Origin of the sequence: Malaciobacter pacificus, from assembly GCF_004214795.1 — a bacterium.
Classification (GTDB): Bacteria; Campylobacterota; Campylobacteria; order Campylobacterales; family Arcobacteraceae; genus Malaciobacter_A; species Malaciobacter_A pacificus.
In genome coordinates this window covers 867,291-892,840 of the sequence record NZ_CP035928.1, presented here as the reverse complement: position 1 = coordinate 892,840, position 25,550 = coordinate 867,291, and the positions used below count along the sequence as shown (strand labels likewise).

The window sequence follows — 25,550 nt, the reverse complement described above, 5'->3', positions numbered from 1 at the left end:
TTAATCTTTTATACTAGGACTTATAGTTTTCCAATCTTCTCTAAGGGTTTTATTTAAAATAAAAACATCTTTTGAGTTTGCTTTTTCATTATATTCATAAGGTGTTACAACAACTAAGCCACCTTTTAAAATACTTGTAAAAGTATTTGACTCAACTTGTGTTCCTGAAAATAGTGAAAACTTAAGCTCAAAACCACTTATATCATAAAACTGCGAATTTTTTCTTATTAGTTTTGTATATTTATCCTCTATCAGACAATCAACAATCACGTTTGAACCATCATCACTTAAATCAATTTTATTTACTTTTCCTATTTGTACATTTTTATAATAAACAGGTGCATCAACATTTACACTTGAAGCTGTACTATCATATACTTTAAAAATAGTTCCAAAATGAGATTTATTTATAGATGGTTGTGTATCATAACCTACAAATTCATTTTTATATTTACCCTCACCTTTTATAACTCCAATATTTACAGCCATAACAGTTGACCCAACATTTGCTACTTCTTGTAAAGAAATTCTAGGTTTTTTTAAGAAAAATATAGTGCCCTCTTTTGCAAAAGAATCATAATCATCATAGATTATAGCTTTAACTTCGACTTTATGTTTTGAAGTTAGTTTTACATCTGTTACTTTTCCTATATTTACACCCTTATAAGTTAAAGATGAAAAATCTTTTTGTACCCCTTCAACATCATCAAACAAAATTGTAATACTATTTGAAGAGTTTTTCATATCATCAAAACTTGAAAAAATCTCATAATTATCATAAATCATATTTGAATTTGTATCAAGATGGATTGAACCTTCAAGAAGTGAAGTAAAATTATCAACTTCAAATAAAACACCATTTAAACTTGCTTTTAAATTCACAATTCCTTTTTTATAAAATCTTGATTTACTATTTATATATTTTTTAAAAGCATTATAAATAAATAGTTGAACTTCTGACTTATTATCATTAAACTTTATATCTTTTACAAAACCTATCTCTTGATTTTTATAAATAATCGCCATATTTGGTTTTATTTCAAAGTCATTGTTATAATAAGCATTTATTACAAAGCCACTGTTGTAGACTCTTTTTAATTTTTTCACATCTTTGTATGAACTATATAATTTAAACTCTTTTTTCTTTAATTTAGTAGTTCTTTTTTCACCAACTATACCAATAGCACCATTTAATAAAGGTTCTATTCCACTAAAATTAATATTTAAATCAAGTGCTTTTAAATCTACTAACTTTGAGCTCATATCATAAAAAAGAATGTGGTCATTTAAAATGTGTGAATAGTTTTTATCAATAGCAATTTGAATTTTAACCTTTCTAAGACTATTTGTTAATCCATAATCTATAACTTTTCCTACTTCTATATTTTTATAATAAACCTTTGAATTTTTTGAAATAGAATTTAAATCATCACTATATAATGTGATTAAAATATCATTTTCATTTTGGGTTAATTTTTCTTTTGAGAAAGCCTCAAAACTATCAGAAAATTCACCTTTTTCATATTTTAAAGTAAGATAATTTCCTTTTACAATATTTCCTAGGTTTTTAACTCCACTTAATGAAACCTCTGGTTCTTGTATAAAAAATCTTGTTTTATTTGTAAGTAAATATTTATATTTTTCAAAAACATAAGCTCTTACATTTACATCATCAACATTTAAAGTAAGCTCATCAATTTTACCAATTTCTATACCTTTATAAATGATAGGTGTTTCTTCACCTATGCCATTTATTTCTTTAAATGAGATATTAAAATACTCTTTTGCTTGTAATGAAGTTTGATCTGCATATAATGCCACTTCTTCATCTTTACTTATTTTCTCTTCATCTTTTTGAGGTGTAATTACTGTAATTCCACCTACAAGTGCAGAATATAAAGATCCAACTTCAACTTGTAAACCACTTGGTCCATAACTTACTTTAAGAGCTTCATTTAAAACAAATTTTGAACTTTTATTTACTAAATAATTAAACTTATCATAGATATATGTATTTAATAAAACCTTTTCATATTTAAAGTCTTTTGATACAACTTCCCCTATTTGAAACTTATTATAAAAAATAGGAGTACCAACTTCAACATTATCTTTATCACTTGCACTTAAAGTTATATAATATCCCTGGGCAGATAACTCATCATCAGGTTTGCTATCAAGTCCTATGAAATTTATCTGTTCTTTTCCCTTATTATATTCATCTTGAGTTCGAAACTTAGGCGATAGTTCAATTTTATATCCACTAATTAAAGTGTTAAGTCCAGAAATTTTAGTAAGAGAAACTGTTGGTTTTTTTATCCAAAACCTTGAACTTTCACTGGCTACATATTTTGCAACATCACTTTTTACTAAGATTCTTACATTTACATTTTTTAAATCATCATGCATAGTAATTTTAGTAACTTTTCCAAGTTGTAAACCTTTGTATTCAAGGGGAGTGACACCTTCTTTTAAACCTTCTGCACTTTTAAATGTAACTATTATATTTGTACCTTTTTTAGTATAAGTATCATAGGCAATCCAGGCTAATATACAAAGAATAATAATAGGAATCACCCAAGCAAATGAGACCTTTCTTTCTTCAACTTTTGGTTTAAAAACTACACTTTCATTATTTTCTTTCATCCCAAATTATCCTCGTATCAAATATATGTGCTGCTATCATAGTAACTATTACCATCAGTGCAAAAGAGGTTGCAGCTAAACCTCCTTTGATATTAAAAAATTCATCTAGTTGCACTACTGATGCTAATATTGCAACCACATAAATATCTATCATTGACCATTTACCAATTGCTTCAATAAAATGAAACATTACATTTTTTGCTTTATTAGATAACTGTACATTAATCTTTAAAGATAGAAATATTATCAATAATCCAATTAGTTTTATAAGTGGAATTATTACACTTGCTGTAAAAACTACAATTGCTATAAAGTAGTTTTCATACTCTAAAAAACTAATAACACCTTCTAATATTGTACTTTCAACACTAACACCAAATTTAGTTACTTCCATCATAGGATATACCATAGCTGGAATATACAAAAGCATTGCACTTATAACTAATGCAAGTGAAATTTGTAAAGAGTTTTTTGTTCTTCTTCTAACTTTATGTTTACATCTAGTACAAATAAATTCATCATAATTCTCTTTTTCATAAACTTTTCTACAATTACTACAAGATATTAAAACCATCTACTCTCCAAATACACTTTTACCCTCAAATTTTTTATTAGACATATAAAAACAGAAGATATAAAAAAGCATTATATAAAAGCCCAAGTCAAATCTTGTAGAAGAGACCATTCCAACAAGTTTTATATATGTAACAATAATACTAATTATAAATACTTCAATAAAACCCCAAGTTTTTGTAAAGTGAAAGCTATCATGCAAAAATGTTTTCGTAAAAAACTTTACTTTTGTATGTTTTTGAATAAAAGCAACAATTATAATAATTGAGTTAAATAATGGAGCTATAATAATAGTGAAAAAAACTATTAAAGCAACAAAAAAAAGATTTTGCTCTAAAAGGATAAAAACTGTATCATAAAGTGTTGCTTGTAAATCTTTATTATTAATAGATAGTTTTATTAAAGGGAAAATATTCATTAGAACAAAAAGCATAATTGCTGATATTGCATAAAATAAAGAATCATAACTATGGTCTATATATGCTCTTAATTTTGTATTACATCTAGGACACTTGATAAGATATTTTTTTGAGGCTTCTTGTTTATTAACAAAAAGTCCACAACTTTTACACTCGATAATATTTTCAGTGTTTAAACCCATAATTTTCCCAATTAATTGATATATTATTTTAACATAGTAACCTTTTTTTAAATTATAAAAAGTGTTTAAAATCAAATATATTGTAATATATGTGTTGCACTTATGCAAAACTTTGAACAATTTTTTAAAAGGTTAATAAAATGCAATTTAATATAACTCCTGCACAAGTAGGAACAAGACCACCAGTGGTAAAACCTAGTCCACAAGTTTTAGAATTCTTAGGTGAAGAGGGAATGAGAAAATTAGTTTCTGATCACTACGACTTATTAAGACAAAGTGATATTAAAGGATTATTTCCGCCAACTGATGAAGGTTTTGCTTTAGCTAAACAACACTCGGCTGATTTTTTTATTCAAATTTGTGGAGGTCCAGATTATTTTAATCAAAATAGAGGAGCACCAATGATGGCTGCACGTCATCAACCATTTAGAATTACGCCTAAAGCTAGACAAATATGGTTAGAATCATATGCTGTAGTTTTATCTCAATTAGATATGCCTGAAGATTTAAAAGAGTCTTTATGGGGATACCTTGATATTTTTAGTATATGGATGATGAATACGCCAGAATAAGGGGATAAGGATAGGATTTGATTCCTATCTTTTTAAATAAATACCTTCACCTTTTTTAGAAGCTATTTCTAAGTCTTTTATTTTAGATTTTAATCTATGTATTAATTGTCTTCTAGTTCCATCAGATACTTTTTGTGTTCCCCATATTGCTTCATTTATAACTTCATAAGAAGTAACTTTTTCATTATTTAATAAAATAGATAAAAGTAGCTTTTCATTTCTTGTTAAATTTACTTCAACACCATTCTCAAAAAGTTCTTTATGTTTAGGATCATACTTGTAAATATTATTTATCTCAATTACTTTTTCTTTACCAAAAACATCATATTTTAAAATTGCCATGTCAATTAAAGCTTTTAATTCTTCAAGTTTAATAGGTTTTACTAAATAACCAACCATATTTTCAAGTCTTGAAGCCCTGTGGATTTTTTCATCATCACTATATGCAGTAATAAAAATAATTGGTAAATTATAAATGTCTTGAAATACTTTAGAAGCATCAATACCATCAACTAAACCTTTTATTTCAATATCAGAAATAATTAAATCAATATTATCATCAAATAATGTTTCGTATGCTTCTTCTGCTGTAGAATGAATAGCAACAACTTCATAATTAAACTTTTCAAGTATTTCTTTTAGGTTTTTAGCGATTAATCTTTCATCTTCTATCAAAAGTATTCTAAGTTTTCTAGACATTGCTTTCCTTTATGTTTAGAAATTAGATATATGATAAGAAATCATATAAATTTAACTAACTTATCAAATTTTTCTATAAATTATGCTTCAACTATTTGATAATTTAGTATATTATTTAAGGTTTGAGTATCTTTGATATATTTTTACACAAAAAATAGTTATAAATAATGAAATAACAAACTTATGTAAAAATATTTTTCAAAATATAAAAGCTCCACTTAAAAAAGTGGAGCTAAAGTATTATTTTAATTTTGTAGTATTTATTCCAGGTTTTTCTTCTGTTCCTACATAATCAGACTGAACTGATGATGATCTTAAATAAGAAAAAAGAATACCAACAGCTATACAAAATATAATTACAATATAAACTGTATTTCTTTTCTCTTTTGTTTCTTTTCCATTATAATCATCAATTTTTTCTAAACTTGGTTCATTATTCATATCACTCATAATTTCCTCCTTTAAAGAATTATAGCATAAGTTAAACTTAAATAATATTTATAAGTTATACTTATATTAGTGAAACCATTAATTGATTTACAGTAATGGCAATCTCTTTAATATCTTTATTCTCTTTTGCCATAAAATCATCTAAGTGATCTCTTACTTTATAAAATGTATCTTTTTCATTTGCAACAAAGTTTGCAAAGGCTACATCTGGTTCTTCATTTACTCTTTTAAAGTCTAATACTTTTTTTGTATAGTGAACAACAATAAACTCAATAAATTGTAAAACTTGATTTCTAAGAGTTACATCACTATGTCCTGAGATTTTTACTTTATTTAATGCAATGATAATTTCTAAAATATTAAATTCATGAATTAATGAATAAAATAAAATAATTACATCTTTAAATGAATGATTAGTATTCTCTTTTATCACAATTGCAGCAACTGCAAATCTTAGATAATCAATCACACTGAAGAATTTATTGAAATTCTCATCATTAGGTATTAAAGTCTCTACACTTTGGTTGTGAACTTGTGACAATAGTGTAAATAACTCTTCTTTATGGTCAATAATATGAGAGGAATCTAATTGATTTTTCTTTAGATATTTAACCATCCATTTTGTACTTGCATAAAGTACATACTCAAGTTTCCCAATTAGTTTATACTGTCTATCACTATTTAAAACATAATCTTGACTATAAATTTTTTCTCTAATCTCATCAGCACCAAAAAGCTCTCTAACAACTAAAAATGATTTAACTTTTAGTAAAAATCTCTCTTTACCAAGTTTTTCATAATCACTTATAAATGTAATACCTTGATGGTTTATAATAATATCAGCAATAACAGTTGCTATAATCTCTTTTTTTAATGGATGATTTAAAATTTGTTGCTCATACGCCCCTACAAAAGATTTAGGATAATATTTAAATAAATACTGTGTTACAAAAGCATCATCTAAAATTTTTGATTCAAGCAATATTTTCTTCAGAAAAATTTTTGTGTAAGATAAAACAGAACCTAGAACTGGTCTTACAATAGAACCATTAATATCTATAATATCATTTATATTTTCTCTTTTTGGAATATAAAATGCTGACTTATTAAATGATACTAATTCATTTTCTAAAACTTCAATTGATTTAATAAAATCATTTGGATACTTAGTAGAAAATTGTTCATCCATAGAAATAACACAAGCTTGTTCATAGTTATTTTTTAATACCATTTGAACAATTTGTTCAGTTAAAGAATGAAGAGTATCTTTAGCTTGAGTTTCATCTAAAATCCCTTGATTTTTAATAATATTTAATAGAATTTTTAAATTTACTTCATGATCAGACGTATTAACACCTGCAGCATTATCTATAGCATCAAGATTTATTCGTCCACCATTTAAGGCATACTCTATTCTAGCTTTTTGAGTAAATCCTAAATTTCCACCTTCACAAACTACTTTAGCTCTTAATTCATTTGCATCAACTCTAACCGCTTCATTTTGTTTATCACCAATGTCAAGGTTATTTTCATCACTTGCTTTTACATAAGTTCCAACACCACCATTAAATAACATATCAACATCTAAAGTTAAAAGTTTTCTACATAACTCTTCGCCTGAAATAGTTTTTTTAGTAGTATTAATTAGCTTTTTAATTTCAGCAGACAACTCAATTTCTTTATCGCTTCTTTTAAATACTCCACCACCTTTTGAGATTAGTTTTGTATCATAATTACTCCAACCACCATTTTTTGATTCAAATAATCTTTTTCTCTCTTCATAAGCTTTTTTTACATTTGGATTTGGATCAATAAAAATATCTTTGTGGGAAATTGCAGCTAATAATTTAAATTTATTAGACTCTAACATTCCATTTCCAAAAACATCACCACTCATAGAACCAAGTCCAACTACTGAAATTTCATCTTTATAAATATCTATATTATCTTCTATAAAAAATCTCTTTGATGACATTATTGCACCACGAGCAGTTATACCTAAATCTTTATGACCATAACCATTACTTCCCCCACTAGCAAAAGCATCACCTAGCCAATAGTTTCTACTTATTGCAATATTATTTGCAACATCACTCATAGAAGCAGTTCCTTTATCAGCAGCAACTACAAAATAATAATCATCCCCATCATAAGAGACTACTTTCTCATTTTTTACAACTACCCCATCAACTAAATTATCAACTAAATCTAAATTTGCATTAATAAATTTTGAATAAACTTCAGTGAAAAACTCCATTGAAACATCATCTCTTTTTATTACAAAACCACCTTTAGCACCGCTTGGAATGATAATTGAGTTTTTTCCTTCTTGAGTAATCATTAAAGATTTCACTTCTTGTCTATAATCATCATGTCTATCTGACCATCTAAGACCTCCTCTTGAAACCTTTGTCATTCTTAAATGAACACCATAGAAATCTTGGTGAAAAATGAAATTCTCAATATTTGGCTGAAGTCCTTTTAAGTCTTTTCCAAAACAAGCAGTATCAATTTTAAATGAAATTGCTTCTTGATTTAAGAAGTAGTTCGTTCTTAAAAGTGAACATAAAAAAGAGAAAGTAAGATTTAAAATTTTATCATCTAGAATTTGAGGCACTTTTTTTATCTCTTCTTTTATCTTTTCTGAAATAACGCTAAGTTCAAAATCTCTATTTTTTATATCTGGACCAAATTTTGTTAAAAAATACTCTACGAAAAGTGCTGTAATATTATGATGATTTGTGTATGTATTTAAAATTGCAGATGAGTTTATTTCTAAAACTGCTTGGTCTAAATACTCAATAAATGCTCTAATTAAATTTACTTTTCTTAAACTAAAGTTTTGTTCATATACAAGTAAGAATGCTTTAGAATGCTTTACTGTAGTATCTTTTAATGAATTTGTAATTATCTCTTCAATATTCTCCTTCGCAAATTCCAACTTCTTAAAATCTTGAATGTTTAAATTAAACCTTGAGATATAAATCAACTCTTTTTTATTTGTTACATTGTAAGTTACTTCATCAATAATTTCAAAGCCGATGTTATGTAATAATGGAGTAACATTTGATAAAAACATCTGCTCTTTTGAAAATATTTTTATGTATTTGTTATTTTTATTTTCTAAAATTTTTGTAACAATTCCATCTTCTAATACTCTATTAAAAAGCTCATCACTTACCGCTAAATCCTCAGGTGTTAACAGTTGTGCACATATTGCTTGAATATCTGAAGTAGCCATTTTAAAATCCTTAATTAAAATTATTTATTATATAATTTTAATCTTACTCTTTATAAGTTAATGAAATGTTAAATAAACAATAAATTAACTTTTTTATCATTTACTAGTAACTTTATCATACTTTGAATTTAATACTTTTACCAAATCATTAGGGTTAAGTTCTATATCTAAACCCCTTTTCCCTCCACTAATGTAAATAGTTTCAAAACTTTTAGCACTTTCATCTATAATGGTTCTTAAAAGTTTTTTTTGTCCAAGAGGAGAAATACCCCCAAGTAAATAACCAGTTACTTTTTGTGCCTCATCTTTATTTGCCATAACTGCTTTTTTTGAGCCTAAAGCTTCTGCTATAAATTTTAAACTTAACATTTTAGATACAGGTAAGACTGCAACAGCTAATTCTTTGGGAGATAGTTCAACCAAAAGAGTTTTAAATACTTGATTTGCATCTAACCCTAATTTCTCAACAGCTTCATTTCCAAAATCAGTACATGCTGGATCATGTTTGTATTTGTGTAACTCAAATTTTATTTTATTTTTTTTCAATAGATTAATTGCTGGTGTCATTTAACACAAACTCCTTTTTTATAATTGCTCTGCCATAAGATATTTTATAAAAATATAATTAAGAATTAACATTATTATTGAGATAAATATCTTATAATTCAAAATATTTAAAATTACAGGAATATTAATGTCATATAGAACGTTAAAAGAAGAGATTGAAGTATTAGAATTAGGACTACCTCCGCAAGAAGACGATGGATTTATTGGAGGAAGACTAGACCCCCAAGAAGCTAAATTAGTTTTAATTCCAGTACCGTGGGAAGCTACAGTTTCATTTGGTGAGGGAACTGCTAATGCTCCTGATGCTATTAGAACTTCAAGCCACCAATTAGATGTTGAAACTTACCACTATATTAAGCCTTATACTGCTGGTATTTGTATGTTAAATACAGATAAAGAGTTATTAAAATTAAGTAATAAAGCTAGAAAAAAAGCAGTAAAAGTTATAGAAGCACTAGAAAAAGGTAAAAGTGATAAAAAGGCTTTACAATTTGTAAATGATGCTTCAAATGAATTAAATGAATCAGTTTATGAAAAAGCTATGGATCAAATTACAAAAGGTAAATTTGTAGGAGTTGTTGGAGGAGATCACTCTAGTCCACTTGGATTAATAAAAGCTTTAAATGACACACAAATTGAAAAGTTTGGAATTTTACATGTTGATGCACACCATGATTTAAGAGAGGCATATGAAGGTTTTACATATTCTCATGCGTCAATTTTTTATAATGCTATGAATGAGTGTGAAGATATTTCAAATTTAGTTCAAATTGGAATTAGAGATTATAGTAGTGAAGAAGCAAATAGAATGATTGAGTATGGAAAAAAAGGTGCATGTCTATATGATACAGATATGCAAGCTCAATTAGCTAGTGGTAAATCACTAGAAGAAGTTTTTGCTCCTTATATAGAGCAACTTCCACAAAATGTTTATTTATCAATTGATATTGATGGATTAGAGCCACTAAACTGTCCAAATACAGGAACTCCAGTCCCAGGTGGTTTAAGATACAGTGAACTTGAACACTTAATTTTTATGGTTGTAAAAAGTGGAAGAAATATCATAGGTTTTGATTTATGTGAAGTTGGAGATAGTGAAGATGGATGGGATGCAAATGTTGGTGCAAGAGTTCTTTATCAACTTTGTGGGGCATTACTTGCTAGTCAAGGAAAAATAGAGTATAAATAATTAAGGTTTTTTATGATTACTTCAAATATAAATGAGTTACTGATTAAGGCAAATATCCAAAAAGATAAAACGCAAAAAAGTGAAACTACTTTTTTAGATGAAGTAAAAAATATAAGCGTAAACACTCAAAATAGCTCTAAAACAAATAGTTTCTCTTTTGAAAATATTGATGGAATCACTCTTGAAGAGATAGATTCTATCTTTACAAATGATAAAGATAAAGAGTTAGCAAAAAACTTAAGAATAGCAACTTTATTTACAGAAGATAAAAATCTTGCAAAGGCAATGTTTAACACGGTTTTAGGGCACCCATTTTCTTTAGGCACAACTTTTTTATCTAATATGTATGATGATAAACACAACTATTTTAAAAGTATAAATTCAAGCACTAAACTATCAGATTTATTATATGAAACAATTGTAAATAAAACTTCAAATCAAAGATTAAAACCAACAGAAGTAATTTCTCAAGAGAAGCTAGATGAGATATTATTAAGTGTTCAATCATTTGATTTTTTAGATACTCTTTCAAATTCATATAAAAATAGTTATGAAAAATATAAGGATGATGAAGAAGATTACTCTTTTTTATATAATGATTTTAACTTACAATATGAACAGTTAATTGAAAAATATAAAGAGATAAATAATCAAAATTTGAGATTTGTTTAGAGTTTTAGTATAGTTAATCTAACTAATCCTAATTTGCGCAAAAAAGTACAGGTTTTGGAACTAATTTTTATAAGTCATATTTTCTGTTGATAACTTAGTTCAAGAAATTAAATATTTATATAATTTCTACTCTATTTCTTCCATTGGCTTTAGCCTTATATAGTGCTTCATCACATCTTCTAAACATAATGTCCAAATTGTCACCATCTTTATACTCTGTAACGCCAAAGCTTGCTGTTATTTTTCCTGCTGTAGGATGTTTATTCTCTTCAATTTTATCTTTTAGAGACTCTGCTACTTTTTTTGCTTTTTCTAAAGGTGTATTAATAAACATAATTATAAATTCTTCACCACCCCATCTTGCAAATATATCATTTGCTCGAATATTATTATTAACTGTTTGAGCCATTGATATTAAGACTTCATCTCCAATTGAATGTCCAAATTTATCATTAAAAGATTTAAATCTATCAATATCTAATATTGAAATAGATAATGGAACATTATACCTTTTAACCCTTTCTAGTTCATTTTCAAATAATTCATTAAATTTATTCCTATTATAAACACCTGTAAGTCCATCAATATAAGCTTTATTTTCTACTTTTATGAACTCTTCTTGCATTTTTGAAATGTCAAACAAAGTTATTAGGAAATCTCCATTGATATGTAGTTTTTGCATCTCTATAGAGTAAGCTTTTGGTTCAAACTTTTCATTTAGTAATAGAACTTTTCTATCTGTTATTCTTGTATTTTTATATAAATGGGCAAAGGATTCATTATCTTTTAACAATCCTGCATGAAGGTATCCCTCGTGTTTAATAAATAAATTTAATATATTATGGTCCATTTCATTGTTAAAATCAGAAGTGTTCCTAACTAACGCAATTGATTTAAATTTATCATTAGAAAATTTTACATCTTTAAAATCTGTTATTAATAATATATTATCTGTTGTATTAAGAATTTCATCAAGTAAAAATCTTTGCTTCTCAGATTTTTCTTTTTCTTCTTTTATTTTAATATTAGACTTAATTTGTCTAAATATCAAATAGATAATTAAAAGAGATACTAAAAAAGAGACAATTCGAGTAACTAGAACATTTTGAAGAGTTGAATTAATAATATCTGACTTAGTGTAAGATACAATCCAGGCAACTGTACTTTGACTTAAGTTTTTTATTGGTAAAAAAGATACTATTTCAATAGTTCCATTATATTTGGCATAAAAATTAAATCGCTCACCTTTTTCAACATTTATATCAATGGTTTTTTTATGGGGTAAAAGTTTTTTCTTATTGCTTAAAATACATTCTTGCTTTGAATGAAGAGTACTTAAATTAAGCATCTTATTTTCATGTTCAGCAGCTTGATAATAGTTCAATATTAAATCTTTTGTTTCCCATGCTTTAGTGGTAAATAGTTGTTTGTCTACTAGAAAATGAGAGTGTATATTACTTACATTATTCAAATACCATTGGTAATGATTACTTGAAAAAGATATTTCCATAGCACCTATATGAATATTATTTGCATCAAATATTGGAAATGTATTTCTAAAACCATGAGAAGTTCTTCCTTGAGTAAAACCTCTAATAGGTTTTTTTGTTTGATTAACTAATTTAAAGTCTTCTCTAATATTAGTTAAATCATCACCAAATTTAGATGGTTTATGAACTCTTAGAAAAGAGATATTATCTTTATTTACAAATTGAAGTTGTAAAACACCTTGTTTTTTTATATCTTCATAATTTGGTAAAAGTTGATTATAAAGTTTTTCTCTATTAATTTTGTTTTGTTTTTCATTTAATGTGTATGAGGCACTTAAAAACTTAATTAAATCTGTATTTCTAATTATTGAGTTAGAAACAGAATAAGCTATATTTTTTTGTGATGTATTTAAAATGTCATAGTGAATTTGAAGTTTTTGTAAATCTTCTTTTAAAATTAGATTTATCATATGTTTTTGAATATTTTCTGAGATTAAATAAACAGAAGTATTTATAAATATAAACAATACTAAAAGTAATATCTTTGATTTAGTACTCAAAATAATCTCCTTCTTTTGTCACAATAATTATAACATATTATTATTTTAAAAATATTAAAATGAGATTTATGATCTGTCAATAGAAAATAGTACATAAAATTTTGGATAACCTTTCCCTAAGTCTCTAAATTTTGGAACAAAATTAGAAAATCTCACTTATTGGCTTTATAACCTTTATTTAGAGATATAATTTGTTCCAAAAAGTGTTCAATAAGTAGAATTTGGAAATTCTCTCAAACCTTAAGACTTTTGGAACAGTAAAAGTGGTTTTTAAATCTTAAGTCTAAAGATTAATTTTTATAGAAGATAAAATAAAAAGAGAGTTTAAACTCTCTTTTTAAATTGATTATGCAAATGCAGGTTGTAAGAAAGGAATAATTTGTTTTTTTCTAGATAGACAACCATCTAACCAAACTTTTCCATCAACTAACTTAACATCAAATGCTTTTTCAAAAATTGATGCATCAGTTGAAGAAACAAGTACTTCAGAACCCTCTTTCATAATATCTGTTAAGATTAAACATGCTGTATGTAAGTTATTTTCTTCTCTTAATTTGTCTAAATCAGCTTGTAATTCAGCTTTAATTCCATCAAAAATAGCTAAATCAATAACTTCTAATTGACCAATTCCTACTGCATTTCCATGCATATCAAATGGTTTGTAATCTCTTAAAATAAGTTCTCTAACAGGAACACCCTCAACTGCTGATTTAACTTTAAACATTTCCATACCAAGTGCACCAAAATCTTCAACACCAGCAATCTCAGCTAATTCTCTAACTACTTCGATATCTTTAGCAGTACAAGTTGGTGATTTAAAAATAACTGTATCACTTAAAATTGCACATAACATAACACCAGCAATATTTGCAGGAATTTCTACTTTGTGATAGTCATACATTTCTTTTACGATTGTATTTGTACATCCTACTGGTCTAATCCAACACTCTAATGGAGTTGAAGTTTCAATATCACCTAATTTGTGATGATCTACAATACCAACAACTGTAGCTTCATCAATATCTTTTGGAGCTTGTCCTCTATCAGAATAATCTGTAATAAATAATTCACATCCAGCAAATTCAGTTTTAAGCTCAGGAGCTTCAAAACCAAATCTATCTAAAATAAATTGAGTTTCAGGAGAAACTGGTCCTTGACGTGCAGGAATTGCTTCTCTTCCAATTGCGTTTAAAAGGTATGCTAATGAAATCGCTGAACAGATTGAGTCTGAATCAGGAGTTGTATGTCCACATGTATAAATTGCCATAATATTATTCCTAATTTATAAAATTTTGGGCATTTTATCTAAAATTTAGTTATGTTACTTTTAAATAAATTTTTTAACTCTTCTAGTTAAATTAATAACAGCTCTCACTTAAAGATTAAATTAAGTTTTTTTGTTAAACTAATAATATAAAAAACAAAGGAATTATAATGATTAGTAACGAACTACAAAAAGAACTAATAACACAACTAAATAAAGAATACCACTCTGCATACATTTACTTAGGGATGAGTGCATATTGTTCAAAAGAGGGATTTAACGGTGCAGCAAATTGGTTTTTAATTCAATACCAAGAAGAAGTAGCACACGGTATGAAACTATTTAAGTATCTTGAAGACCAAGATGTAGAAATTCAACTACCTTCTATTGAGAGTGTAGAAGTTGAATATAAATCACTATTAGATGTATTTAAAAAATCCCTTGCACATGAGCAAAAAATGACAAAAAATCTAAATATTTTAAGTGATTTAGCAATGAAAGACAAAGACCATGCAACATATAATCTATTACAATGGTATGTTACAGAACAAGTAGAAGAAGAAGCAACAGTAAAAGCTATTATTGACCATATTAAACTTGTTGGTGATAATGGTTATGGTTTATATACGATTGACAAAGAGCTAAGTGGAAGAACATTTACAGATCCAACAGCAAACTAAAATAAGAGGTTTAACCTCTTATTCTTGAATTAAAAATTTACCCTCTTCTCTATTTTTTACTAACTTAGAAGAGTTAACGACAACTCCATGCATAGCAATATAAGTACCTAAACTAGGATTTGCACTTAAAAAACCTAAAGCCATTGAAAAATTCATTGTAGCTTCTGATTCATCTATACTCATAGGAACCATAGCTCCTGTAAATACAATTTTTTTATCTACGATTCTTTTTTTTATCATTGCTGATGTTAAATGAATAGTATCAGTTCCATGGATGATGATAATATTATCACTTATACTATTTTGTATTTCTGTACAAATTCTTTCTCTATCAACATCTGTCATATCTAAACTATCTTTTGAAATTATATTTTTAATATCAAACTGCACATTGTGACAAGATTCAATTATCTTATTTAGTGCAATATTATCTTTTGGAACTTCAAGTTGTCCTTTAATTGGATTATATCTTTTATTAAATGTTCCACCTGTATTAATCACAGTTATCTTCATCATTTCCCTCTTTTTCATCATAATTATTTACCATATTTCTTGGATGTAAAAGTTCATCTAACTCTTCTTTTGTGAACAATTTTTGCTCTAAAATAATATCATATACTCTTTTATTTGTTGCAAGGGCTTCTTTTGCTAAAGCTGAACTTTTTTCATAACCTAAAATTGGATTTAAACACGTTACTAAAGTAACTGAGTTTAAAATATTGTTCATACAAACTTCTTCGTTTGCAGTGATTCCCTTAACACATTTTGTGGCAAGTGTATGGAATGCTCTTCTCATCATATTTATTGAGTTAAAGAGTTTATATGCAATTAATGGCTCAAATACATTTAACTGTAGCTGACCTCCTTCACTTGCAATTGAGATTGTTGCATCAGCACCAATAACATCAAATGCTACTTGATTTACAACTTCAGGAATTACTGGGTTCACTTTTCCAGGCATTATTGAACTTCCTGGTTGTAGTGGTGGAAGGTTTATCTCATTTAACCCTGCTCTTGGACCTGAGCTAAGTAGTCTTAAGTCATTACAAATCTTAGATATTTTAATAGCTACTCTTTTTAAAATACCTGAAATATGTACAAATATTCCCGTATCTTGTGTTGCTTCTATTAAATCCCCTGCACTAACATAATCAACACCTGTAACTTCTCTTAAGTATTTAATAGCTTTTCTTCTATACTCTTTTTTAGTATTAATTCCAGTACCTATTGCAGTTGCTCCAAGATTTACCTCTTTTAAAAGTGCTTGAGCTTCTCTTAATCTATAAATATCTTCATCAATCATAGTTGCAAATGTTTTAAACTCTTGACCTAAAGTCATAGGAACTGCATCTTGTAATTGAGTTCTTCCCATTTTAAGTACATCTTTGAACTCTACTGATTTTTCATTAAAAGTGTCCCTTAAAAATCGTAGACTATCTTTTAATTTATAGATTAAATCAAATAATGTAAGCTTTATAGCAGTTGGATAAACATCATTTGTTGATTGACTCATATTAATATGATTATTAGGATGAATAATATCGTAACTACTTCTTTCATATCCTAAAATTTCTAAAGCCCTATTAGCAATAACTTCATTTGTATTCATATTTGTTGAAGTTCCAGCACCCCCTTGAATTGGGTCAACAATAAATTGATCATAGAACTTACCATCAATAATTTCATTACAAGCTTGAATAATAGCGTCAGTTTGAATATCAGTTAAATCACCTAATTCATGATTTGCTAAAGCACAAGCTTTTTTTACTTTTGCAAGTGATTTTATAAAATTTGGAAATAATGATATATTGGTTTTTGTTATATGAAAATTCTCTTTAGCTCTTAAAGTTTGAATCCCATAATAAGCATCTTTTTCAATTTTCTTCTCACCTAAAAAATCTTTTTCTATACGGAAAAACTCTTCCATATTTATCCTTTTGAATAAATTTGTTAAATTATAATATATAAAAGTGCGCAAAAAGTGGTTTTATTATAAAATTTATAAATATTATTATAAATACTTAACAAAACAATTACAAAAGAGAAAATATGTATAAAACATAATATTTCATTTAAAACTTTTGCAAATACTAGAACAGTAGGTTATTTAGCAAGTAATAAAAAAGGTCCTACTATTACTCTTATAGCTAGTGCAATTACTTTAAACCTTCAACAAATCATAATCTTCAAGCTTCAATTATGAGAGAAAAACTTCAAGAAACTTTAGGTGAAAACTGGAAAAGTGATTTACCAACACCAATCATGGCAAGTGAAGATTTTAGCTACTATTTAAATGATAGACTATAAAACCAGTTAGTATCACTCTTATGAAGTTGGCTAACTTTAGTTTTTAACTAAAGTATAGCCCTCTTGTGGAACATTTTTAATTATATTTATAGGCAGTTTATTTCTAATCTCTTTGACTAATGATTTAAGTGCATAACTTGTCATCTCTTTATCAATCCAGATTTCACACTCTATTTTTTCATAAGACAGTATGCCATCTTTATTGTCATATAAAAGTTTTAAAAAATCTTTTTCCCTTTTTCTTAAAGGTATTACCTCATTATTTTTATAAACTAACTCTCTTTTTTTTAAATCAAGTATCAAATTTTCAAATAAAACTATACATTCATCATTTTTACTTAATATCTTTTTGAAAATCTCATCAAGTTTCTTTGTATTTAATGGTTTTAAAATAAAATGATTAATGTTTAAATTTATCAGTTCAAGTAAGTACTCTTCATTTGAATAAGCAGTCAACATTATAATAATTGTATTTTCATCTTTTTGTCTAATTTTCTTTACAAACTCTATACCATCACAATCTTTCATTTGAATATCAGATAAAACAATTTTTGGCTTATAATATTCATACATTTCATAGCCTTCATTCCCATTACTAGCTTCATAAACATTATTAAAATAGTATCCCAAAGTATTAACAATACTATCTCTTATTCCATCTTCATCTTCTACACATAAAATCGAAATATCTTTTAACTCTTCTAAATCAAATGTTGTCATTTTTTATCCTGCAATAACTATTTTAAAAACAGCTCCCTTTTCACTATTATAAACACTAAGTTCACCACCCATATTTCGCTTAACTATTAGTTTTGAAACATAAAGTCCAAGTCCAGTTCCTTTTGATGAGTCTTTTGTACTAAAATATGGGTCAAAAATCAATTCCATATTTTCACAACTTATTCCACCAGCATTATCTTCAATTTCAATAATTCCCAATACCCCTTTTGTATCAATTGTCAAAATTATTCTTGGCTTAGAAATCTTTTTTTCAACTAAAATATCTTTAGCATTTGAGATAATATTTAATATAACTTGAGAAAATTCTGTGGGGTATCCATATATTTTCTTATCATTTACTATATTTAAATTTAGTTCTATATTTAAATTATATAAAGTAGCTTCAATTATATTTATAGCTTTTTTACATGAATCTGATAATAAAAACTCTTCTTTGGTCTTATCTGGCTTATAAAAGTTTCTAAAATCATCAATAGTATTTGACATAAACTCAATCATCTCATCACTTTTTTCAACTGCTTTATAAATATGTTCTTCATCAACTTTTTTAAATCTTGTGGCAGTTTGAAGTTCCATCAATATTGCACTTAATTGACTTAGTGGTTGTCTCCATTGATGAGCAATCATACTAATCATAGAACCAATTCTTGCTAGTTTTGCTTGTTCTAATATTTTTTTATCTTTTTGTTTTGCTTCTTGTATCCCTGCTTGAACTTTTGATTCTAGATTCTTATTTAGATATTGAAGTTTTGCTTCTTTTTGATTTACTTTTGTGACATACTTATTTATCACATCTTTTATGATTGTCATCATTAAATATGAGAAAAGAGCTAAAAATACTACTAAGATAGAAGTCATAACTATCATAAATTTTTTAAATTTTTCTTGTTGTATTTTTAACTCAATACTCTTTTGTTCAATTATATTTAAAGCAACTCTTTTTTCAAAGTTTAAAATTATCTCTTTTTTTGATTTTTCAAAATCTTCTTGTGTTAATTTTAAGTAATATGATGTTGAAAATATAGATATAAATATTACACATAAAAATGGTATTGTAATTATAAAAAAAGGAATTCCCTCTTTGTTAAACATCTTATATCCTCAACTATAAAAAGTAAGCAAGAGCTTACTTTTTATCTTCTTTTCTTGTATCATTAATATTATCAACAATCTCTTTCCAAGTCTCTTTATCAATATTAAATTCATTGTAGTTATTATATCTAAGAACTGGCTTTTTACCCTCACTAATTTGTTTATCATAACCTTTTATAAGTGCAATAACAGGTTTATATAATAGTGCAATTACAACCATATTAATAACTGCTAATAATCCCATAGAAAGATCTGCAAATGTAAAAATAGAACCTAAATCTTGCATAGAACCCCAAACAATTAAGGCAACACAAAAAACTCTAAAGGCATTAAATAAAGTTACATTACCTTTTGAGAAAAAGTTTAAACTATTTTCTGCTAGATAGTAGTTATATAGCATTGAAGAAAAACCAAACAGTAATAAAGCAAATGTTACAAAATATCCACCAAAAGGACCAATATGCTCAATCAATGCATTTTGAGTAAGTAATACTCCTTGAACACCTTCATTTCCAGGAACATAAACTCCTGATAAAAGAATAATAAATGCTGTACAAGAACAAAGAATAATTGTATCAATAAACACTGAGAACGACTGAACAATACCTTGTTGAACAGGGTGTGCCACATAAGCAACAGCTGCTACATTTGGTGCACTTCCAAGACCTGCTTCATTTGAGAACATTCCTCTTTTAGCTCCTTGAATTAACACTGCACCTATTCCACCAGCTATTGCAGTACTTGGATTAAATGCTTCAGTTACAATCATAGTAATTAAAGAAGGAATTTTATCGAAGTTTAAAATAATCACAACAAGAGCAATAAGTAAATAACTAACAGCCATAATTGGAACAATTACTTCAGATAATTTTGTAATTCTTTTAATTCCACCAAATACAGTAATAGCAAAAATAAATGTTAATAAAACTCCAGTTACATATGTAGGAATTTCAAATGAAGATTCAAATGAAGTAGTAATAATAAAAGATTGTGTTGCATTAAATGCAAAACCAAAAGTAATCATAAGTAAAATAGAGATTATTACCCCTAACCATCTTTGACCTAGTGCCTTTGTAGCATAATAAGCAGGTCCTCCTCTATAAACCTTACAATCTTGACCATCTTTTTCTTTGTATAATTGAGCTAATGAACACTCAAAGAAACTTGTTGCCATACCAATAAGTCCAATAACCCACATCCAAAATACAGCCCCTGGACCTCCAAGAGTAATAGCTACTGCAACTCCAGCTATATTTCCTCCACCAACACGTCCAGCAACACTTAGCATTAAAGCTTGGAACGAACTAATATGTCCCTCTTTATCATGTACTGTATCCCTTAAAATATTGAACATCTTAAAGAAATATCTAAACTGTACAAATCTTGAACTAACTGTAAAAAATAGTCCTAACACTGGTAATAAATAAATTAATATATTACCCCAAATCAAGTCATTTAAAAACGAATTAATTTCAGCTAACATTATGTCTCCTTTTTTTATTTATTGAAAGTTTAACAATCCAAAGGGTGCTAAAAGTGTGTATGCTCAATATTTTTTGGATATTATACCTTTATGATACATATATTTTCAGCACTTATTCCAGTCTTTTCACTGATACTAATTGGATACTTCTTTAAAAGAATAAGTTTTCCATCAAATGAGTTCTGGCCAATGGCAGATAAGCTAACATATTTCGTACTTATGCCTTCACTTTTAATATATAAACTCTCAAGCGCACAGTTTCACGCTGATAGTATTAATTTTGTATTAGCTTCACTTTTAGCAATATTTTTCACTATGGTTGTTTTAATTATATTTAATAAGTTTAGTCCTACTAAAAATAGTTCATTTACCTCTATAGTTCAAGGAGGTATTAGATTTAATACCTATGTATTTTTAGCTTTAAGTGGTTCAATATTTGGAGATGAAGGTCTAATATTATCAGCTATTATTCTAACCTTTGCTATACCTTTTATAAATATACTTTGTGTAACTATCTTTGCACTTTATAGTGATAATGATAAATTAGATTTTAAATACTTAGTGAAATCAATAGTTACTAACCCATTGATTATAGCTTGTGCTATTGGCGCAGGAATAAACTTTTTAGAAATTCCACTTCATGTAAGCATAGAAAATCTTCTTGAAATATTAAGTAAAGCTGCCCTTCCTATGGGACTTTTATCTGTTGGTTTTGCATTAGTTTTAAAAGAAATAAAAAGTGCAAAAAAAGATTTAATTATTACGTGTATAGGGAAATTTATAGTTTTACCACTTCTAATTTATATATTTGGATTGTATTTTGAACTAAGTGATATAATGATTGCTGTGTTAGTTTTATTTGGAGTTTTACCAACTGCACCTAGTTCTTTTATACTTGCAAGGCAACTTGGAGGAAATTTAGAGTTAATGACAAGTATTATTACAGTACAAACTTTAGTGTCTGCACTGTTTATAATACTGTTTTTAAACTATTTTATATAGTCTAAAAACCTAACTCTTCATCTACTAAAACTAAGATAATTCTATCTTTATCATCAGCTTTAATATAAGAAAATTTATTAGCAATATTATCTAAGTTATGTCTTGGTTCTTTTCCCATTTCTATTGCTTTTGAATTCATTCTATCTATATTTTTAACAGCAGCAACTTCCATAATTCTTTTAAAACCATCTTCAACAGTATCTACTATTTTATTTTTTCCAACTATAACTAAAACATTTTTAGGTCCAAATATCATAGCTGCAACTCTATTTCCACTACCATCAGCATTTACAAGTTTTCCATCTTTTGTAAGTGTATTTGTTCCTGTAACATAAAGGTCTGTTAGCATACCTTTTCTTCTTCTTTCTATGTTTTCATCCATAGTTATTCCAGCTTCATACTGGTTATATAAAGTGATGTTTTCATTTTTAACTAAATAATCTAAAAGCCCAATTTGACCAACTGAAGTTGAACCACCAAGCCCAACTGAAATTCCATCTTTTATATATGTTTTAGATATTTCAAAAGCTTCATTTTTATCTTTAGCTAAATGAACTTTATATCCACAATTTTCTAATGTATTAATTAGCTCTTGCATAAGCTCTTTCCTCTTTTGATAACATTTTATGCATTATTATAGCTACAGCAAAAATACCAAAGCCTAATAAATGTGTATTTTGAATAATACCAAAGAAACTCTCAATATTAAATACACTATCAGGAGTCAATAGAAAAAATGCGGCAAATGCAAAGATAACTCTTTCTAATATAGACATTTTTTTATCCCAAAAACCTTCCATAACAATAGAAAAACTCATAATACCAAATAGTGCAAAGCCAAAGATTTCAAACCTTTCAAACCAAGAACCATTTACTAATGGAGTAAATGCAAATAGTAATGGAATAATATACATTCCCTTACCTACTTTCCATGAAACCATACCAGTTTTCATAGGTGGAGTTTTTGCAATAGCAGCTGCTGCAAATGCTGCTAAACATACAGGTGGCGTAAGATTTGAATCTTGAGAAAGCCAAAAGATTATCAAGTGAGCTGATAATAAATACATAGTAACTTCTGGAATTTGAATACCAGCATTTACAAGTGCAGCCATTTCAGGACTTAACATTAATCCAACTAGAGCAGGTGCTGATAAAACTGATAATACTACATAAGAAGCAGTAACTGGTAATCCCATTCCTAATACAAGTGAAGCTACTGCAACTAAAACAATAGCTAAAAGTAAAGAGTTACCAGACCACTCCATAATTAGTTGTGAAAAAGTAATTCCTATTCCAGAAATATTTATAATACCAACAATAATTCCAACTGCAACTAGTAAAACTCCAGTTACAATCATATTTTTACTTCCTAATGCTAAAGCTTCTAAAATCTCTTTTATTCCCATTCTTTTGTTTTTTGTTAAATAAGAAGCTAAAACAATAGTAACTATTGCAATACCTGCAGAATATGTTGGCGTAAATCCGTAAATCAAAAGCCCTACTAAAGTTGAAAGAGGAATTATAAAGTGAAAACCTTCTCTTAATATTGGCAATACTTTTACATTCTTTTTCTCACCTTTAATATTATTCTCTTTTGCATGAATATTGATATAAAATGCGATTGAAGCAAAATATAAAATAGCAGGTAAAATAGAAACTGAAATAATAGTCACAAAAGGTATATGAGTCATCTGAGCCATGATAAATGCCCCTGCTCCCATAATTGGAGGCATAATTTGACCCCCAGTACTTGCTGCTGCTTCAACTGCAGCTGCGAACTCACCTTTAAAGCCTGCTTTTTTCATCATAGGGATTGTGATAGAGCCTGTACTAACTGTGTTTGCAACGGCACTTCCAGAAATAGTTCCCATCATAGCTGATGAAATTACTGCAACATGTCCAGTTCCTCCAGTATATTTTCCAGCAACGGCATCTGCTACATCAACGATAAAATCACCTGCCCCAGATTTTAATAAAAAGGCTGCAAAAAGAATAAACATAAATACATAAGTTGCTGAGATTGTAGCAATTGGACCAAATAATCCTTCATTTGTATAGAACATTCTATATAAAAATCTTTCAACACTCATACCAGCAAATGCAAAAACACCCTCAAAATGTTGACCTAAAAATAGTAAATATGCAATACAGAAAATGATAATTCCAGGAATAATATATCCAGTAGTCTTTCTAACCATTTCTATAGCTAAAACTATTGTCATACCTGCAACTATTAAATCACTAGTTCTCATTTGACCTTTTGCAACTTCATATAGTGATTCTTCAAAAAACATCATATAAGCAAATGTTGCAAGAGAAAGTATTGCAAATAATAGATTTAATATACTAACTTCATCTTCTCCTTTTGAAGCTTCGTAAGTTAAAAATCCAAGTGATGCTAATAGTGCAAAATGAGCACTATTAAACCATAAATCACTCAACCCTCCCCAAATATTTATTCCAAAATGAAATAGTGAAATAAATATGGCATAAACAAATGTTATCTCTTTAAAATATTTTATTTTTATCATTACTTCTTCCTAAATAGCGTTATATATAATAGATAAATAATAGACAATTACTTATATATAATATATGCCAAGAGAAGTGGGTTCTCTTGACTAAAAATCAATTATTTTGCAATTAAGTTTGCAGGAATATTGATACCTTGTTCTTTGTAGAATCTTGCAGCACCTGGGTGAAGAGGCATTGGTAAACCACTAATTGCTTTATCTAAAGACATAGCTTTTGTAGCTTTATGTACTGTATTTAAGAATGGTAAGTTTTCATAAATAGTTTTAGTTAAAAGATAAACTGTTTCTTCAGGAGTATCTTTTGTAACAACTAATAAGTTTGGTTGAGCAATAGTATTAATATCTTTATCTTGACCTGGGTATGTACCAGCTTTAATATTAAATGGTGTCCATACTGGATAGTTTTCCGTAATTTTTGCTAATTGTTCACTTGTGAAATCTAATACTTTGATTTTATCATTTCCAATTGAAGCAAATGCATTTGTAACTGCTGATGTTGGTGGTCCTGATGGAGTATTCATACCATCAATTTTTCCATCTTGAAGTGCAGTTGAACTTGGAGTATATCCTAAGTATTGGATATTCATTTTATTATAATCAATTCCTAAAGATTCCATAATGATTTCAGAAGAAACTCTAGAACCAGAACTTCTACCACCTATTGAGAAACTCTCTCCATATAGATTTTTTAAATCCATAGCATTACCAGTTTTTACAAAATCTTTTCTAATAGTAAATTGTTCAACATTTTGCCATAGCATAGAAATTGATCTAAGATTTTTCTTAGCATCACCGTCATATTTAGCTTTTCCTTGCCAAGCCATTGAACCAAATAAACCTTGAATAATCGCGAAGTTTACTTCACCTTTTTCTAGCATATCTACATTTTCAGCAGAACCCGCAGATGTGATAGCTGAGAAAGTTGTTTTGTGTTGTTTTGCTAATTTTAGTGAAGCAATTGTAGCAATACCAACACCAACTGGATAGAAAGTCCCACCTGTACTTGCTGTTGCAATTACATATTTAGACTCTGTTGCTGCATTAGCACCTGTAAGCATTGATGCAGTAATAACTGAACCAACAAAAAGTTTTTTTAAAAATGACAATTTTGACATGTTATCTCTCCTTTAAAATTGTATAAAGAAGTATAACACATTTTGAAACAAAATTGTTTCAAAATTGTTTCAAAT

The 25,550-nt window shown here is 27.5% G+C and carries 22 protein-coding genes; 5 read left to right on the top strand and 17 right to left on the bottom strand.

What is annotated here, in order from left to right:
- The 3 genes from APAC_RS04570 to APAC_RS04560 are packed head-to-tail and all read right to left on the bottom strand — an operon-like array spanning window position 1 to window position 3,817.
- Complete coding sequence (locus tag APAC_RS04570; protein WP_130232998.1) at window positions 1-2,643, bottom strand: MlaD family protein; 2,643 nt, start codon at window positions 2,641-2,643, stop codon at window positions 1-3.
- On the bottom strand, window positions 2,630-3,217 hold the full coding sequence (locus tag APAC_RS04565; protein ID WP_130232997.1) for a paraquat-inducible protein A: 588 nt from the start codon (window positions 3,215-3,217) through the stop codon (window positions 2,630-2,632). The genes APAC_RS04570 and APAC_RS04565 overlap by 14 nt, the downstream gene beginning before the upstream one ends.
- Complete coding sequence (locus APAC_RS04560) at window positions 3,218-3,817, bottom strand: paraquat-inducible protein A (protein ID WP_130232996.1); 600 nt, start codon at window positions 3,815-3,817, stop codon at window positions 3,218-3,220.
- A gap of 140 nt (window positions 3,818-3,957) precedes the next feature.
- Between APAC_RS04560 and APAC_RS04555 the strand changes: the two genes are divergently transcribed.
- Window positions 3,958-4,389 carry a globin domain-containing protein gene (locus APAC_RS04555; protein ID WP_130232995.1) on the top strand — a complete coding sequence of 144 codons (432 nt, stop codon included), beginning with the start codon at window positions 3,958-3,960 and terminating at the stop codon, window positions 4,387-4,389.
- A gap of 24 nt (window positions 4,390-4,413) precedes the next feature.
- On the opposite strand, the gene APAC_RS04550 is transcribed toward APAC_RS04555, so the two are convergent.
- From APAC_RS04550 to ybaK, 4 genes are all read right to left on the bottom strand, one after another.
- The gene (locus tag APAC_RS04550; RefSeq protein ID WP_130232994.1) at window positions 4,414-5,088 is read right to left on the bottom strand and encodes a response regulator; all 675 of its coding nucleotides are present in this window, start codon (window positions 5,086-5,088) and stop codon (window positions 4,414-4,416) included.
- Between the two features lie 240 nt (window positions 5,089-5,328).
- Complete coding sequence (locus APAC_RS04545) at window positions 5,329-5,538, bottom strand: hypothetical protein (RefSeq protein ID WP_130232993.1); 210 nt, start codon at window positions 5,536-5,538, stop codon at window positions 5,329-5,331.
- A 61-nt stretch (window positions 5,539-5,599) separates the two neighbouring features.
- Complete coding sequence (locus APAC_RS04540) at window positions 5,600-8,779, bottom strand: NAD-glutamate dehydrogenase domain-containing protein (RefSeq protein ID WP_130232992.1); 3,180 nt, start codon at window positions 8,777-8,779, stop codon at window positions 5,600-5,602.
- A 96-nt stretch (window positions 8,780-8,875) separates the two neighbouring features.
- Window positions 8,876-9,346, bottom strand: coding sequence for a Cys-tRNA(Pro) deacylase (gene ybaK / locus APAC_RS04535; RefSeq protein WP_130232991.1), 471 nt, complete (start codon window positions 9,344-9,346; stop codon window positions 8,876-8,878).
- A 127-nt stretch (window positions 9,347-9,473) separates the two neighbouring features.
- Between ybaK and APAC_RS04530 the strand changes: the two genes are divergently transcribed.
- Both APAC_RS04530 and APAC_RS04525 read left to right on the top strand, forming a co-directional pair.
- The gene (locus APAC_RS04530; RefSeq protein ID WP_130232990.1) at window positions 9,474-10,535 is read left to right on the top strand and encodes an agmatinase family protein; all 1,062 of its coding nucleotides are present in this window, start codon (window positions 9,474-9,476) and stop codon (window positions 10,533-10,535) included.
- 12 nt (window positions 10,536-10,547) lie between these two features.
- Window positions 10,548-11,207: a hypothetical protein gene (locus APAC_RS04525; protein WP_130232989.1), complete on the top strand. Its 660-nt coding sequence runs from the start codon at window positions 10,548-10,550 to the stop codon at window positions 11,205-11,207.
- Window positions 11,208-11,322: 115 nt separating this feature from the next.
- Here APAC_RS04525 and APAC_RS04520 read toward each other — a convergent pair whose 3' ends face one another.
- A complete protein-coding gene (locus APAC_RS04520) occupies window positions 11,323-13,257 on the bottom strand; it encodes a sensor domain-containing diguanylate cyclase (RefSeq protein ID WP_130232988.1) in 1,935 nt (644 codons plus the stop codon).
- A gap of 346 nt (window positions 13,258-13,603) precedes the next feature.
- On the bottom strand, window positions 13,604-14,524 hold the full coding sequence (locus tag APAC_RS04515) for a manganese-dependent inorganic pyrophosphatase (protein ID WP_130232987.1): 921 nt from the start codon (window positions 14,522-14,524) through the stop codon (window positions 13,604-13,606).
- Window positions 14,525-14,691: 167 nt separating this feature from the next.
- Here APAC_RS04515 and APAC_RS04510 point away from each other — a divergent pair, with 167 nt between their 5' ends.
- Window positions 14,692-15,201, top strand: a complete 510-nt coding sequence (locus APAC_RS04510; RefSeq protein ID WP_130232986.1) for a ferritin — start codon at window positions 14,692-14,694, stop codon at window positions 15,199-15,201.
- Window positions 15,202-15,219: 18 nt separating this feature from the next.
- Here the strand turns inward: APAC_RS04510 and APAC_RS04505 are convergent, their stop codons facing one another.
- The 5 genes from APAC_RS04505 to APAC_RS04485 form a co-directional block, all read right to left on the bottom strand.
- Complete coding sequence (locus APAC_RS04505) at window positions 15,220-15,714, bottom strand: asparaginase domain-containing protein (RefSeq protein ID WP_188353741.1); 495 nt, start codon at window positions 15,712-15,714, stop codon at window positions 15,220-15,222.
- Window positions 15,695-17,128: an aspartate ammonia-lyase gene (aspA, locus tag APAC_RS04500; protein ID WP_130232984.1), complete on the bottom strand. Its 1,434-nt coding sequence runs from the start codon at window positions 17,126-17,128 to the stop codon at window positions 15,695-15,697. Before aspA ends, APAC_RS04505 begins: the two co-directional genes overlap by 20 nt.
- A 416-nt stretch (window positions 17,129-17,544) precedes the next feature.
- On the bottom strand, window positions 17,545-18,228 hold the full coding sequence (locus APAC_RS04495) for a response regulator transcription factor (protein WP_130232983.1): 684 nt from the start codon (window positions 18,226-18,228) through the stop codon (window positions 17,545-17,547).
- A 3-nt stretch (window positions 18,229-18,231) separates the two neighbouring features.
- Complete coding sequence (locus APAC_RS04490; protein WP_130232982.1) at window positions 18,232-19,341, bottom strand: sensor histidine kinase; 1,110 nt, start codon at window positions 19,339-19,341, stop codon at window positions 18,232-18,234.
- 34 nt (window positions 19,342-19,375) lie between these two features.
- Entirely contained in the window at window positions 19,376-20,824 is a 1,449-nt protein-coding gene (locus APAC_RS04485) for an alanine/glycine:cation symporter family protein (RefSeq protein WP_130232981.1), read from the bottom strand.
- A gap of 90 nt (window positions 20,825-20,914) precedes the next feature.
- On the opposite strand from APAC_RS04485, the gene APAC_RS04480 reads away from it, so the two are divergent.
- Window positions 20,915-21,826, top strand: a complete 912-nt coding sequence (locus tag APAC_RS04480; RefSeq protein WP_130232980.1) for an AEC family transporter — start codon at window positions 20,915-20,917, stop codon at window positions 21,824-21,826.
- A gap of 1 nt (window position 21,827) precedes the next feature.
- Here the strand turns inward: APAC_RS04480 and APAC_RS04475 are convergent, their stop codons facing one another.
- The 3 genes from APAC_RS04475 to APAC_RS04465 all read right to left on the bottom strand — a co-directional run bounded on the left by APAC_RS04475 (window position 21,828) and on the right by APAC_RS04465 (window position 25,475).
- Window positions 21,828-22,424 (bottom strand): lactate utilization protein, encoded by a 597-nt coding sequence (locus APAC_RS04475; RefSeq protein ID WP_130232979.1) that lies wholly within the window; start codon window positions 22,422-22,424, stop codon window positions 21,828-21,830.
- Window positions 22,408-24,357 (bottom strand): TRAP transporter permease, encoded by a 1,950-nt coding sequence (locus tag APAC_RS04470; RefSeq protein WP_130232978.1) that lies wholly within the window; start codon window positions 24,355-24,357, stop codon window positions 22,408-22,410. The genes APAC_RS04475 and APAC_RS04470 overlap by 17 nt, the downstream gene beginning before the upstream one ends.
- 101 nt (window positions 24,358-24,458) lie before the next feature.
- The gene (locus APAC_RS04465) at window positions 24,459-25,475 is read right to left on the bottom strand and encodes a TAXI family TRAP transporter solute-binding subunit (RefSeq protein ID WP_130232977.1); all 1,017 of its coding nucleotides are present in this window, start codon (window positions 25,473-25,475) and stop codon (window positions 24,459-24,461) included.
- Window positions 25,476-25,550: the final 75 nt, after the last annotated feature.